The 13027-nt window shown below is 63.1% G+C and carries 13 protein-coding genes and 2 tRNA genes; 9 read left to right on the forward strand and 6 right to left on the reverse strand.

What is annotated here, in order from left to right; genetic code table 11:
• Positions 1-130: 130 nt before the first annotated feature.
• Entirely contained in the window at positions 131-1375 is a 1245-nt protein-coding gene (locus tag JG746_RS23005) for an MFS transporter (RefSeq protein WP_202354806.1), read from the forward strand.
• Positions 1376-1450: 75 nt separating this feature from the next.
• A complete protein-coding gene (gene rnd / locus JG746_RS23010; protein WP_202354807.1) occupies positions 1451-2602 on the forward strand; it encodes a ribonuclease D in 1152 nt (383 codons plus the stop codon).
• Positions 2603-2650: 48 nt separating this feature from the next.
• On the opposite strand, the gene JG746_RS23015 is transcribed toward rnd, so the two are convergent.
• The 3 genes from JG746_RS23015 to guaB all read right to left on the reverse strand — a co-directional run bounded on the left by JG746_RS23015 (position 2651) and on the right by guaB (position 5274).
• Positions 2651-3070 carry an MAPEG family protein gene (locus tag JG746_RS23015; RefSeq protein ID WP_202354808.1) on the reverse strand — a complete coding sequence of 140 codons (420 nt, stop codon included), beginning with the start codon at positions 3068-3070 and terminating at the stop codon, positions 2651-2653.
• A gap of 133 nt (positions 3071-3203) precedes the next feature.
• Positions 3204-3740 carry a hypothetical protein gene (locus JG746_RS23020; protein ID WP_202354809.1) on the reverse strand — a complete coding sequence of 179 codons (537 nt, stop codon included), beginning with the start codon at positions 3738-3740 and terminating at the stop codon, positions 3204-3206.
• Positions 3741-3771: 31 nt separating this feature from the next.
• Positions 3772-5274: an IMP dehydrogenase gene (gene guaB / locus JG746_RS23025; protein WP_202354810.1), complete on the reverse strand. Its 1503-nt coding sequence runs from the start codon at positions 5272-5274 to the stop codon at positions 3772-3774.
• A 39-nt stretch (positions 5275-5313) separates the two neighbouring features.
• Between guaB and JG746_RS23030 the strand changes: the two genes are divergently transcribed.
• Together JG746_RS23030 and JG746_RS23035 are read left to right on the forward strand one after the other, a co-directional pair.
• Positions 5314-5463, forward strand: coding sequence for a hypothetical protein (locus JG746_RS23030; protein ID WP_202354811.1), 150 nt, complete (start codon positions 5314-5316; stop codon positions 5461-5463).
• 115 nt (positions 5464-5578) lie between these two features.
• Positions 5579-7000, forward strand: a complete 1422-nt coding sequence (locus tag JG746_RS23035; RefSeq protein WP_202354812.1) for an MFS transporter — start codon at positions 5579-5581, stop codon at positions 6998-7000.
• A 7-nt stretch (positions 7001-7007) separates the two neighbouring features.
• Here JG746_RS23035 and JG746_RS23040 read toward each other — a convergent pair whose 3' ends face one another.
• Both JG746_RS23040 and JG746_RS23045 read right to left on the reverse strand, forming a co-directional pair.
• On the reverse strand, positions 7008-7805 hold the full coding sequence (locus JG746_RS23040) for an RlmE family RNA methyltransferase (RefSeq protein ID WP_202354813.1): 798 nt from the start codon (positions 7803-7805) through the stop codon (positions 7008-7010).
• Positions 7805-9151, reverse strand: coding sequence for a Ppx/GppA phosphatase family protein (locus JG746_RS23045; RefSeq protein ID WP_202359446.1), 1347 nt, complete (start codon positions 9149-9151; stop codon positions 7805-7807). The genes JG746_RS23040 and JG746_RS23045 overlap by 1 nt, the downstream gene beginning before the upstream one ends.
• 412 nt (positions 9152-9563) lie before the next feature.
• On the opposite strand from JG746_RS23045, the gene JG746_RS23050 reads away from it, so the two are divergent.
• From JG746_RS23050 to JG746_RS23060, 3 genes are all read left to right on the forward strand, one after another.
• Positions 9564-10496: a lysylphosphatidylglycerol synthase domain-containing protein gene (locus tag JG746_RS23050; protein WP_202354814.1), complete on the forward strand. Its 933-nt coding sequence runs from the start codon at positions 9564-9566 to the stop codon at positions 10494-10496.
• Between the two features lie 176 nt (positions 10497-10672).
• Positions 10673-10746: transfer RNA gene (locus tag JG746_RS23055), tRNA-Gln, on the forward strand.
• A gap of 183 nt (positions 10747-10929) precedes the next feature.
• Positions 10930-11310: a cupin domain-containing protein gene (locus JG746_RS23060; protein ID WP_202354815.1), complete on the forward strand. Its 381-nt coding sequence runs from the start codon at positions 10930-10932 to the stop codon at positions 11308-11310.
• A 169-nt stretch (positions 11311-11479) separates the two neighbouring features.
• Here the strand turns inward: JG746_RS23060 and JG746_RS23065 are convergent, their stop codons facing one another.
• The gene (locus tag JG746_RS23065) at positions 11480-11872 is read right to left on the reverse strand and encodes a hypothetical protein (RefSeq protein ID WP_202354816.1); all 393 of its coding nucleotides are present in this window, start codon (positions 11870-11872) and stop codon (positions 11480-11482) included.
• 180 nt (positions 11873-12052) lie between these two features.
• On the opposite strand from JG746_RS23065, the gene JG746_RS23070 reads away from it, so the two are divergent.
• Together JG746_RS23070 and JG746_RS23075 are read left to right on the forward strand one after the other, a co-directional pair.
• The gene (locus JG746_RS23070; RefSeq protein ID WP_202354817.1) at positions 12053-12685 is read left to right on the forward strand and encodes a hypothetical protein; all 633 of its coding nucleotides are present in this window, start codon (positions 12053-12055) and stop codon (positions 12683-12685) included.
• Between the two features lie 104 nt (positions 12686-12789).
• Positions 12790-12863: transfer RNA gene (locus JG746_RS23075), tRNA-Cys, on the forward strand.
• The last annotated feature ends 164 nt before the right edge of the window (positions 12864-13027 follow it).

The raw sequence follows: 13027 nt of genomic DNA on the forward strand, positions 1-13027 counted from the left end.
GCGGGCCATACGGACCAACGTGCACGTCAAACCAGGCAATGCAGCGGAGGCGCTGCAGAACGGCAATTGCCGCTGGCATTGACGAGGGCAATGGTTCAAGAAGGGGTCACCGATACGTGATCGCCTTTTCATGTCCTCCATCCGCCCGCTGATCCCGCTTCTTCTCGCCGCAGGCATCCTGCTCGGCGGCAATGGGCTGCAGAGCACGCTGATCGCACTGCGCGGCGCGCAGGAGGGGTTTTCCGCTTCCGATATCGGCCTGATGGGCACCTTCTATTTCGCCGGCTTCCTGCTCGGTTGCCTGGCCATCACCCGCATCATGAAGGCGGTCGGCCATATCAGGGCGTTTTCGGCACTGGCCGCCATCGCCTCGGTCGGCACTCTGCTTTTGGTGCTGGTCCTCGATCCGGTGATGTGGTGCGCGGTGCGCTTTGCCGGCGGCTTCTGTTTCGCCGGACTGTTCACCATCGTCGAGAGCTGGCTGAATTCCGGCGTCACCAACAAGGACCGCGCCCGCGTGCTGGCGATCTACCGAATGGTCGATACCGGCTCGGTGACATCGGCCCAGTTCCTGATCCCGGTCTTCGGCGCCGGCGGCTTCACCATCTTCGCCATCATGTCGATCATGATCACGCTGTCGCTGGTGCCGGTCTCGCTCGGCGACCGTTCCAACCCGACGCCGCCCGAGGAGGTCAAGCTCGACCTGGCGCGCGTCTGGCGCATTTCGCCGCTTGGTTGCTTCGGTTGCATTGCCGTCGGCGTCACCAACAGCGCGTTTCGCACGCTGTCGCCGGTTTATGCCGAGCAGATCGGCATGTCGGTCGCCGATGTCGTGACCTTCGTCAGCGTCGGCATCTTTGGCGGCGCCATCATCCAATATCCGCTCGGCTATCTCTCCGACCGTTGGGACCGGCGCCGGGTGCTGTTGCTGACGACCTGCTGCGCGATGCTTTCAGCCCTGGCGCTGGTGTTCATCGCCGGCAGCAATCCGCTGCTAAACTTCATCATCATCTTCATCTTCGGCTGTTTCGCCATGCCGCTCTATTCGTTGTCGGCGGCGCACTCCAACGACCGCGCCGGCACGGGCGAGTTCGTGCTGATCAACGCGGCGCTGATGTTGTTCTACTCCTTCGGCGCCATTGGCGGCCCTTTCGCCGCCTCGACAGTGATGCAGCATTTCGGGCCGAGCGCGCTCTTCGTCTTTAGCGCCGTCGTCTATGCGATCTTCATCGCCGTCATCCTCTACCGCATGCAGGCACGCTCCGGCGTGCCCGCGGGCAAGCGCAGCCGCTTCACCGCGCTGTTGCGCACGTCGACCGTTTTCGCGCGGCTGGCCAGGCGCAATGGCGATTCCGATGACCCGGGAAGCGCATGACGGAGGCGCCAAAGCTTGACGAAAGCCTTCCCGGCTGAAATCTAGGAAGACCTTACTCCTGCCAAAAGCGATTTGATGCACGTCATCACCACCCAGAAAGAACTCGAGACCGTTCTCGCCGCTTTCGAAAAGTCGGATTTCGTCACCGTCGACACCGAATTCATTCGCGAAACGACCTTCTGGCCAATCCTGTGCCTTATCCAGATGGCGGCGCCTGGCGTCACCGCGCTGATCGATCCGCTGTCATCAGACATCAATCTCGCGCCGTTCTTCCGGCTGATGGCCAACGAGGCGGTGGTCAAGGTCTTCCACGCAGCGCGCCAGGACATCGAAATCATCGTCCATCTCGGCGATCTCGTGCCGCATCCGGTGTTCGACACACAGGTCGCGGCGATGGTCTGCGGCTTCGGCGACAGCGTTTCCTATGACCAGCTCGTGCAGCGCATTACCGGCGCGCGGCTCGACAAGTCGTCGCGCTTCACCGACTGGCGCCACCGGCCGCTGTCCGACAAGCAGCTCGACTATGCCCTGGCCGACGTCACCCATCTGATCGACGTCTATCAGCACCTCAGCGCCGAGCTGGAGCGGGAAAACCGCGCCCACTGGCTGAACGAAGAAATGGACGTGCTGACCTCGCGCGAGACCTACGATCCGCATCCCGAAGACGCCTGGAAGCGGCTGAAGATGCGGCTGCGCAAGCCGCAGGAACTGGCGATCGTGCAGGCCGTGGCGGCATGGCGCGAGCGCGAGGCGCGCGAACGCGACGTGCCGCGCGGCCGCGTGCTCAAGGACGACGCGATCTACGAGGTGGCGCAGCAGGCGCCGCGTGACGCGGCGGCCCTTGCCAAGCTGCGCACCACGCCAAAAGGCTGGGAGCGCTCCTCGACGGCAACGGCCCTGCTCGGAGCGGTCAATGCCGCGCTGGCCCTGCCCAAGGAGCAGATGCCGAAACTGCCGAAGAATTTCCAGCCGCCGGAAGGCTCGAGTGCCGCTGCGGAACTGTTGAAGGTGCTGCTCAGGATCGTCGCCGAAAAGCAGGGGGTGGCGTCGAAGGTGCTGGCCTCCAGCGACGACATCGACCGCATCGCGGCCGAGGGCGAGGAAGCCGATGTGCCGGCGCTGCAAGGCTGGCGGCGGGCCGTGTTCGGCGAAGCGGCGCTAAAACTGGTGCGTGGCGAGATCGGGATCAAGTTCGACAAGCGCAAGATCGCGGTGTTCGATCTGTAGACGAGCTTTTTCCTTCTCCCCTTGTGGGAGAAGGAAGAGTTGCCGTGTTCAAACCGCTCCCAACAGGTGCAGCGCGAACCAGATCCAGGCCAGCGCCAACACCACCGCGCCTGCGAAGAACGAGCGGCTGCGCAGCCGCAGATTGTTGCTGGTCAGGTGTACCCAGGCGTGGAAATAGCGCGTCAGGACAAAAATCCACATCAGCGCCAGGGTCAGATAATTGACGCCGTTGGTGACGTGGAGCGTCAGGCACAGCACGTAGAAAAGCACCGGCAATTCGAACTGGTTGCAGAGATTGGCCGCAACGGTGACGCTGGATGCGGGCTCGGTCGAACGCGTCTTGAACTGGCCGACCTTGGCCTCGCCGGACTTCACCGCGACGAACCGGCGCCGGCCCATCACCACGTAAACGATATAGACCAGCAGAACTTGCGCCAGGAGAGGCCAGAAAACCGCGGTCTGGTTCATGATATTTCCCCTGCCCTGTCCAGAATCAGGCTTAGAGCGTTTCACCGTTTCACGGAAACGGCTAACCGCTCTAACTCCTTGTTTTGACGCAATTCCGAACGGAAAACCGCTTCACACTTTTCCTGGAATTGCTCTAGCGTCTCTGGCCCACCAGCCAGAAAGCGGCGATGACGACCGCCGGGATGGCGAGAAGCGCGAATTTGGTGACGATCAGAGCCGAAGCGAAAGACAGCGAATCCGGATTGGCCGACAGGAAATCGGACAGAAGCCGGGACACGGCGATGTTCTGGGCATAGTCGGCAAGCGTGTAGGGCAGCACCAGCACCAGCGCGAAGATCGACTGCGCCTGCCCGGGAAGCACGCGGAAGGTCTCCAGGCGCCGGCCGGTAGCCAGAATCAGGCTCACCAAAGTCAGCGACAGCAGCGCCGGGAACAACAGGTCGAAGGTCAGATAGTGCCAGACCAGAATGATCTCGCCGCCGCGCCGGCCGAGCGCCGTCAGCCAGGCCATGCCTTCGTCGGGCGTGAAACCTAAATAGCGCATGTCGAGCGACGGCAGGCCGCCGCTCAACTGGCGGAAATAGAAGAATTCCATCATCGTCATGGCGACGAAGACCGCCGCCGACAGGAAACACAGTGCGGCCACGTGACGTGGCAGCCGCATGATCATCGCGGTCAGGCTCCGCCCGAGCCCGTATTGTTCAGGCTCCGCCGGGATAGTTCGGGCTTTCGCGGGTAATCGTGACGTCATGGGCGTGGCTTTCACGAAGTCCGGCGTTGGATATGCGCACAAAAGTGGCGCGCTCGCGGAAATCGGCAAGATCGCGGCCGCCGACATAACCCATAGCGGCTTTTAGCCCGCCCGCAAGCTGGTGCAGCACGCCAGACACAGGTCCTTTGTATGGAACCTGGCCTTCTATGCCTTCCGGCACCAGTTTCAGGGTATCGCGCACCTCGGCCTGGAAGTAGCGATCGGCCGAGCCGCGCGCCATGGCGCCGACCGAACCCATGCCGCGATAGGCCTTGAAGGAGCGGCCCTGATGCAGATAGACCTCGCCCGGGCTCTCGTCGGTGCCGGCCAGCAGCGAACCGATCATGGCGGCGCTGGCGCCGGCGGCGAGCGCCTTGGCGAGATCGCCGGAATATTTGATGCCGCCATCGGCAATCACCGACACACCCGATTTGTGCGCCGTCTCGACGGCCGACATGATGGCCGAGAGCTGCGGCACGCCAACGCCGGCAACGATGCGGGTGGTGCAGATGGAGCCTGGGCCGATGCCGACCTTGACGGCGTCGGCGCCGGCATCGATCAGCGCCTGCGTGCCTTCGGCGGTGGCGACATTGCCGGCCAGGATGCGAACCGAGTTGGAGAGTTTTTTCGCCCGCGTGACCGCGTCGAGCACGCGCTGCGAGTGGCCGTGCGCGGTGTCGATGACGAGGAGGTCGACGCCGGCGTCGATCAGACGCTCGGCGCGCTCGAAGCCGTCGTCGCCGACGCTGGTGGCCGCCGCGGCGCGCAGGCGTCCCTGCGCGTCCTTGGTGGCGTGCGGGTTGAGCTGCGACTTCTCGATGTCCTTGACGGTGATCAGCCCGACGCAATTGCCTGACTTATCAACAACAACGAGCTTTTCGATGCGATGCTGGTGCAGAAGTCGCTTGGCCTCGTCCTGGTCGACATTCTCCTTGACCGTGATCAGGTTCTCACGGGTCATCAACTCGTAGACCTTCTGAGCCGGGTCGGAGGCAAAGCGCACGTCGCGGTTGGTCAGGATGCCGACCAGCCGGCCTATTCTGTGGCCGCCGGTGCCGCCATTCTCGACCACCGGGATGCCCGAGATCGAATAGGTGCGCATCAAGGACAGCGCGTCGGCGAGCGTAGCGTCCGGACCGATGGTGACCGGATTGACCACCATGCCGGATTCGAATTTCTTCACCTGCCGCACCTGCTCGGCCTGTTCGGCCGGCGAGAAATTGCGGTGGATGACGCCGATGCCGCCGGCCTGGGCCATGGCGATGGCGAGACGCGCCTCGGTGACGGTGTCCATCGCGGCGGAGAGGATCGGCACGTTGAGATCGATGTCGCCGGCAATGCGGGTGCGGACATCGGTTTCGCCGGGCATGACCTCGGAATGCCCCGGCTGCAAAAGCACGTCGTCAAAGGTCAGCGCCAGTGCGCCGGTGGACGTTTCGATGATTTTTGCCATGGCCAGCCCTTTAGAATGCGGAAAAAGCGCTGGACCAGGATGGACAGCGCCGACTCTCATCTTCCCTTTCAGGATTGGCGCTGGCTGGTAACACGTCGCGACGCGGATGAAAAGCCGATCGTTGCATTGAACAACAGCGTCTTCGACCATTTGATTGTGCCACCCGTGGTTGCGGTCGCGCAAAAGTGACAGCAAATTAACACGACATCGATGGCCAGCCATGATAACCGCCCCCTGTACCGGCTCGCTCCCTTTTTTCTGAACAAGAATTGGGCCGGAAAGAAAATTTGAAACGGCCACGCTCGTGAACCGCACCATTCCGCTGATCCTGGCGGTCGCTCTTTTCATGGAAAACATGGATTCGACCGTCATCGCAACATCGCTGCCGGCGATCGCCATCGACATCCACACCAGCCCGATCGCGCTCAAGTTGGCGCTGACGGCCTATCTCGTGTCGCTGGCGATCTTCATTCCAATCAGCGGCTGGATGGCCGATCGCTTCGGCGCCAAGACCGTTTTTCGCGCGGCGATCGCGGTGTTCATCGTAGGCTCGGTCGCCTGCGCCTTCTCCGGTTCGCTGCCGGCCTTCGTGGTGTCGCGCTTCCTGCAAGGCATTGGCGGGGCCATGATGACGCCGGTCGGGCGCCTGGTTCTGGTGCGCGCCACGCCCAAGAGCGACCTGGTCGCCGCCATGTCGTGGCTGACCGTTCCCGCACTGGTCGGACCGCTGGTCGGCCCGCCAATCGGCGGCTTCATCACCACCTACTTCACCTGGCACTGGATTTTCCTGATCAATGTGCCGATCGGCCTGGTCGGCATCTGGCTCGCCACACGCTTCCTGCCGGAAACCGAATCGATGGAGACGCCACCGCTCGATTTCATCGGCTTCGTGCTGAGCGGCGTCGCGGCATCCGGCGTGGTGTTCGGCCTGTCGGTGGTCAGCCTGCCCTATCTGCCGCCGGCCACCGGCTTCATCACCGTTGGGGTGGGACTGCTGTCGGGCGCGCTCTACCTGATGCATGCGCGGCGCGCGAAAAACCCGCTGCTGGCGCTCGAACTGTTCCGCAACCAGGTGTTCCGCTCGTCGGTGCTTGGCGGCTCGCTTTTTCGCATCGGCATCGGGGCGGTGCCGTTCCTTTTGCCGCTGATGTTCCAGATCGGTTTCGGGCTGACGCCGTTCCAGTCCGGCATGATCACCTTCGTCTCGGCGATCGGCGCCATCGGCATGAAGTTCGTCACCGCGCTGATTTTTCGCGTTGCCGGCTTCCGTCGCGTGCTGATCTGGGGCTCGCTGATCGCGGCCGCATCGATCGCCATATACGGCCTGTTCACGCCAGAGACGCCTTATGCGCTGATGCTGGCCATATTGCTGGTTGGCGGCTTCATCCGCTCGATGTTCTTCACCGGCGTCAACGCGCTCTCCTATGCCGAGGTGTCGGCCGAAGACACCAGCAAGGCAACGCCGATCACGGCGGTGTTCCAGCAATTGTCCATCGCGCTCGGCGTGGCGCTGGCCGGCGGCATTCTGGAAGTCTCGACATCGATCCATGGGGGACCGCTGACGCTGGGCGACTTCCACATCGCCTTCTTCATCGTGGCCGCGGTGTCGGCGGCTGCATCGCTGTCGTTCATGCGGCTGGCGCCAGATGCCGGCAATGCCGTCTCCGGCCATGGCCGGTTGACCACGCCAAAGACGCTGGAACCGGCGAGATCGCCGGGAGAGTGAAGGCCGATTAGCCTTCCGAGTCGCCCGGCCCTTCGCTATGGCCCCGGGCGCTCGAGCCCTTCGGAACGTCCACTGGACGTTCCGATCCGCCTGACGGCAGACCGGACTCTCGCCCCTTGAAGTCCTTCGCCAGCAAATACAGCTCGACCGATTCGTCGCGCGAGGCCGGTGGCTTGACGTGGTGGACGGAGCGGAAATTCTTCTTCAGCATGGAGAGCAGCTCGTTTTCGGCGCCGCCCTGAAAAGTCTTGGCGAGGAAATGGCCGCCCGGCTTCAGGACGGACAGGGCGAAATCGGCCGCCACCTCGCACAGATGCATGGTGCGGATGTGGTCGGTCCGCTTGTGGCCGGTGGTCGGTGCGGCCATGTCGGACAACACGACATCCGGGTCCCCACCCAGCGCTTCGGCGAGCTTGCGCGGCGCATCCGGATCGAGGAAATCCATCAACAGCACAGGCGCGCCGGGCACGGCATCCATTTCCAGATAGTCGATGCCGACGACATGTGGATTTTCCGCTGTCGATTTCGTGCGCGCGGCCGCGACCTGGCACCAGCCGCCGGGGGCGGCACCGAGATCGATCACCTTCATGCCGGGTCTCAGCAGATGGTGCTTGTCGTCGATCTCGATCAGCTTGTAGGCCGCGCGCGAACGATAGCCGTCTGCCTTCGACCGCTGGACATAGGGATCGTTGATGTGGCGCTGCAGCCAGCGGCGCGACGATTCCTTCAGGCCGCTCTTCTTCTTGATCCGCGTCTTCAGCACGCGAATGCCTGCGGATCCTGGGTTTTCCGGTTTCTTGGTCATTAACGGCCACGCCCATCGTTGCGCCAGACGCCGTCATCGGCCATCAGCTCGCTCAATATGCCTTCGCGCAGGCCCCGGTCGGCGACGCGCAGCCGCTCGGAGGGCCAGACCGCGCGGATCGCTTCGAGGATCGCACAGCCGGCCAGCACCAGATCGGCGCGGTCCGCACCAATACAAGGGTTGGCGCAGCGCTGCTGGAAATCCCAGCCGACCAGTCGCTCCACCATGCGGTCGACGCTGTCGCGGTTCATCCACAGCCCGTCGACCCGACGTCGGTCGTAACGCTCCAGGTCGAGGTGGACGCCGGCCAGTGTCGTCACCGTGCCGGACGTGCCCAGCAGATGGAAATTCGGGCTGGCCTTGAGGTGACTCAACCGGTCGCGGCCGTCAAAACTCGCCAAACGGCCGGCGACGTCGTCGACCATGGCGTTGAAGATGTCGCGCGTCACGGTGCGGCCGCCAAAGCGCTCGGCCAGGGAGACGACGCCGACCGGCAGCGACGTCCACGAGACGATATGGTTGGCGAGCCGCGGCGAACGGCGGCCGGTGAGATCGATCAGCGCGATCTCGGAAGAGCCGCCGCCGATGTCGAACAGCACGACACCTTGCGTGTCACGTTCGACCAGCGAGCCGCAGCCGGAGACCGCCAGCCGCGCTTCGGTCTGGCGGTCGATGATCTCGAGCTTCAGCCCGGCCTCGCGCTCGACGCGCTCCAGGAATTCGACGCCGTTCTCGGCCGAGCGGCAGGCTTCGGTGGCGATCAGCCTGGCCTTCCTGATCTTGCGGCTGCGCAATTTGTCGCCGCAGATCTTCAGGGCCTCGACGGCGCGGTCCATCGCCGGCTGGCCGAGCCGGCCATTGGCGGTGAGCCCCTCGCCCAGCCTGACGATGCGCGAGAAGGCATCGATGACGCGGAATTGGCCATGCCGCGTCGGAACGGCGACCAGCAGCCGGCAATTGTTGGTGCCGAGGTCGAGGGCCGCGAAGACCGGGAGCTCGTGCGCCGGCGGCCGGCGGGTGCCTTGCTCCGGGCGTGGCGACGGTGCGACGGGGGAGATCGCCGGCGCCACCGGCTGCTTCGGCTCCAAAGCCGGAGCAATCGCCGGCGATCGATTGTCCTTGGGGGCCTCGTCGCGCGCAAAAACCTTGCGCCCGCGCCTTCGCTTGCGCCGTTTCTTGGGCTTGCCCTTCTGGTGATGGGTCGCGTCGCCCGCCTGCCCATCGGCGGAGCGCGGCTCCGTCGGGCGGCGTTGCTGCCAACCGGCTGTCCCCGAGCCCGGTGGCCCTGGGGAAGCGCTGGACGCGCCCACCTCCGACGCGCCTGCGCCGGTGTCGCGGTCTTCCACTGTCGTTCCTTCCGGCGCCGCGCGAACCGGTGAAGGACGCAGCAGGCGCTTTGGCATGTTTCAAGTTGCCGCCAGACTAACAGTGCCGTGGCCGATCACCAAGAGCCGCATGCCGAATTTTGCCGTCTGAGCGCTAACCGCCTTTTCACTCCGCCACGTAATGTACCCGTAAGGCTGGATTGGTAGCGCCGACGCCAGCGAGGACAACGATGGCCGACGCCAATGCCTCATCCCTGCAGTTTGCGTCACTTTCGCCGCCGGCGGATCTTGCCGGCGGCCGGCGCGACAAGTGTTCGCGGTTGAATAGCCGGCTTCAATGAGGCATTTCTGAATTGAATGGAAGTCACCGGGCAGCCGGCCTCCCACCATCAAGCGAAAAGGAAGCGGACACGCAGCGCATGGCAGTCAGGCAATGAACTGGAGACGCTATTTCTGGCCTGTGGTCGGCATCGCCGCGGTGATCTTCTCGCTGCTGCTGCTTTGGCACGAACTGCGCGGCATTTCGCTCGACGACGTCTGGGACGGGCTCGCCGCCATTCCGCCGCGCGGCTGGGTGCTGGCGGCGCTGAGTTCCGTCATCGCCTATGCCGCGCTCGCCGGCTACGACCACATCGCGCTGCTGCATATCGGCAAGCGCGTGTCGTGGCTGTTCGTGACGCTGTGTTCCTTCACCACCTACGCGCTGTCGCACAATATCGGCGGCTCGGTGTTTTCCGGCGCCGTCATCCGCTACCGCGCCTATGGCACCAGGGGGCTGACCGGCCAGGATGTCGGCGTGCTGGTGGCGATCTGCTGGATCACCTTCGTGCTGTCGACGATTCTCGCCTCGGGCCTAGTGCTGGTGTTCGAGCCTCAGATCATCGACCGCTTTTCAGGCATCGCCCATCACGGCCTGTCGGAAGCGGCGGGCATTGCGATGCTGTTGCTGGTCGCCGCCTACATCTTCGGCAGTGCGCTGCATCTGCGCCCGCTGAAGATCGCCAGCTTCCAGCTGCATTATCCGGCGCTCCCGATTGTCGTCAGGCAATTGCTGATCGGCCCGATCGAACTGCTGGCCGCAGCGGCGATCATCTTCTTTGCCCTGCCCGAGGTGCACAATCCCGGTTATTTCGTCGTGCTCGGCGTCTTCCTCGTCTCCTTCTCGGTCGCCCAGATCTCGCACGCGCCCGGCGGCCTCGGTGTGTTCGAGGTGGTGTTCCTGGCCGGCCTTTCCGACATGGAGCCGGTCGGCGTGCTGGCGGCGCTACTGGTGTTCCGGCTGTGTTACCTGATCATCCCGCTGATTCTGGGACTGGGCGTGGTGGTGTTCTTCGAGCGCTCGCAGTTCAGCCGGACTGAGAGCTGACGCACGGATTGGATTTTGTGCCAGCACTCGGGCACCTGAACCCCTGCGTATGAAACCAGCTGTCAAAACGTGTCGATTGAACCGCACAGCAGGCTTGACTATTTTCCGCCGGCGGCTACAAGGCAGCGCTCAAGCGGCTCAGCCGTTCGGCCCGCGCGGTTCATGACCGCGCCTGCTGGGGAATAGGTTAACGGTAGACCCACGGACTCTGACTCCGTTAGTCCTGGTTCGAATCCAGGTTCCCCAGCCACTTTCCATTCATCATTTGAATCAGCCGCTTACACAGAACTTTGTGTCCTGATGCAGGCCATTCCACGTCACCCGTTCAGATGGTTAGCCCGGCTGTAGCCGACCTTCGCAAGATATAAAAGCGATTGCTAATATAACGGAAAAGTGACAGCATCGGGCTCCGCGTCGCGTATGGGAGGATGCCATGGCCGATGGTGGAATGAATGTCACCAAACTTGAATCCAAATCTCACGACAACCCGGATGAGGTTCGCTCGCCCGCCAAGACACGCGTCGAGGTGGTGCGGCTTCCAGGCTACACGCTCGGGCGGCTCAACATGGAGCCGGGCTGGAAATGGTCCGAATGCGTGAAGCCGGTCGTCAAGACGGATAGCTGTCAGGTATCGCATGTCGGCTACGTCGTTTCCGGAACCATCACCATCAAGATGAATGACGGAACCCAGAAGACCTTCACGAAGGGTACGTCCTATACGATCCCGCCCGGCCACGACGCCTGGGTGGAAGGCAACGACCGTTTTGTCTGCATCGAGGTCATGAGCGCCGAGCAATACGCCAAACCGGCGTAGTGCAGCCTGCAAACTGCTGGCTGAAAGGTTCGCGTCGGGCGGCGAAACTCCGACGAGACATGAATCTGGCTGTAGCGTCGCCCGCCGGCGGCAAGCGGAAGAGAAATCCTTTCGACGGAAGGATTTAGCGAACCTCACTTGCCGGACACCGTGGTGGTTGCCGGTCGCCTCATCCCGTCCACATCGTCGATCGCAGAACAGCCTGCATATGCTCCGGGAGGTCGAGTTCGCCGCGCGCTTCTATCTCCAGGAGATATCGGGCCTTGGCCAGGCGATCGCCTTCCTCGACCGCGGCATAGCCGCAGATTGCGAGCAGCGCCCTCTCCTCCTCCCGGCTGGCTCCGCCGGAGTCGCTGCCTATATCGTGCAGCGCCTTGCTGAACGCCGCATATGCATTCCTATGCGCCTCAATCAGCTCTCGCAGTCTACCGGACGGTTCCTGGTCTCGGCCCGGCGGCTCCGTGCCGAGTGCGGTTGCCGCAGCCGTCGAAGCGACGACAGCGCTGCCGGAGTGGAAAAGCAAGGCGCGGCGATTGATCCTGGACGTGGCGAACTCTCCCATTGCTTCGATGGCTATCGGATCGATGACATGACACCATCAGACCGTAACACGACGGTTTGCACATTCATGTCAGGATGGAATGGCGGCCGAAGCAGGTGAGATTTGCAGGGCAAAAAAGATTGATGGCTGGCGCGTTCCAATGGCTAAGTTCCGTAGAAGTTTACTCCACAAGGCTGCGTAATGGTCACTGACTCCGAATTCATTCTCGAAAGCATCAGCGAAGGCTGCGTGGCGCTTGCCGATGGCGAATTCGTCGTCGACAGGCTGGTGAAATATGTCGGCAACGGACGGATCCGCTGGCATGTCGAGTTTCGTGGGCATCGCATCGAGTTCACAACCGGCCAGCTCAAGAAGCAGCCTACCTTCCGAAGGAAGATGCTCGAACAGGCCGGTGTGCTGCCGCCCCAGCGTGCTGGGCCCCACTACAGGCGATGGGCCATCGATCTGAGGAAGAACGCCATCGAGCTTCCCTGGCGCGATAGGCCAGTCGATGCCGATTTCGCCATCGACGGCCTTGTCAGTCTTGGGGGCGACCGCTGGACGGTTGACTACCAAGGCAAGGTCATCAAGTTCACGACCACCAAACTGCGCCGGCAAACCAGTTTCCGCAAACGCATGCTGGCCAAGGCCAAGGTGTTGCCGCCCCAGCTGGATCCGGCTGCCTATCGGAAATGGGTGGACTGGCTCATTCACAACGCCACGAATGCGGCACCGCAGGCCGGCGATACTTTGATGAGCGAGAAAAGTTGGCTTGACGACCTGCCGGAACTGGCCGGCTGGCAAGACGAAGCGCGGCACGAAGAGACCGATTAACGGCGGCGCGCCACCGACAGTCCCCGTTGTCGTCAACCGAACCGCGCCGAGCCCGCTTACAGCAAGGTTGACGCCAGTTGATGGGCTGGCCATAAGACCAGCATGGTCTGAGGGCGGGACGGTGACGCATCGGTCTGCAAAACCGACGTAATGGGTTCAATTCCCATTCAGACCTCCATTTTCAAAAGCCGCCCGCGCTGACATAGGCCGGGCGGCTTTCTTCTCAGGGACGCCAGCTCTCAAACAGCAACGGTACGTATGGCATTTGCCATGCCTGGAGATTTCGGCACACATTGAGGGTGAAGGAACTCTGGCCCGAGCTTGGCTCGCGGCCGCCCAGAC

Origin of the sequence: Mesorhizobium sp. 113-3-3 (assembly GCF_016756495.1) — a bacterium.
In the GTDB taxonomy this organism is placed as follows: Bacteria; Pseudomonadota; Alphaproteobacteria; order Rhizobiales; family Rhizobiaceae; genus Mesorhizobium.

What these genes read in the sequence shown, in the direction of transcription:
- JG746_RS23005 (WP_202354806.1), top strand. Translation starts at nt 131, where the DNA reads ATGTCCTCCATCCGCCCGCTGATCCCGCTTCTTCTCGCCGCAGGCATC.
- rnd (WP_202354807.1), top strand. Translation starts at nt 1,451, where the DNA reads ATGCACGTCATCACCACCCAGAAAGAACTCGAGACCGTTCTCGCCGCT.
- JG746_RS23015 (WP_202354808.1), bottom strand. Translation starts at nt 3,070, where the DNA reads ATGAACCAGACCGCGGTTTTCTGGCCTCTCCTGGCGCAAGTTCTGCTG.
- JG746_RS23020 (WP_202354809.1), bottom strand. Translation starts at nt 3,740, where the DNA reads ATGATCATGCGGCTGCCACGTCACGTGGCCGCACTGTGTTTCCTGTCG.
- guaB (WP_202354810.1), bottom strand. Translation starts at nt 5,274, where the DNA reads ATGGCAAAAATCATCGAAACGTCCACCGGCGCACTGGCGCTGACCTTT.
- JG746_RS23030 (WP_202354811.1), top strand. Translation starts at nt 5,314, where the DNA reads ATGGACAGCGCCGACTCTCATCTTCCCTTTCAGGATTGGCGCTGGCTG.
- JG746_RS23040 (WP_202354813.1), bottom strand. Translation starts at nt 7,805, where the DNA reads ATGACCAAGAAACCGGAAAACCCAGGATCCGCAGGCATTCGCGTGCTG.
- JG746_RS23050 (WP_202354814.1), top strand. Translation starts at nt 9,564, where the DNA reads ATGAACTGGAGACGCTATTTCTGGCCTGTGGTCGGCATCGCCGCGGTG.
- JG746_RS23060 (WP_202354815.1), top strand. Translation starts at nt 10,930, where the DNA reads ATGGCCGATGGTGGAATGAATGTCACCAAACTTGAATCCAAATCTCAC.
- JG746_RS23065 (WP_202354816.1), bottom strand. Translation starts at nt 11,872, where the DNA reads ATGGGAGAGTTCGCCACGTCCAGGATCAATCGCCGCGCCTTGCTTTTC.
- JG746_RS23070 (WP_202354817.1), top strand. Translation starts at nt 12,053, where the DNA reads ATGGTCACTGACTCCGAATTCATTCTCGAAAGCATCAGCGAAGGCTGC.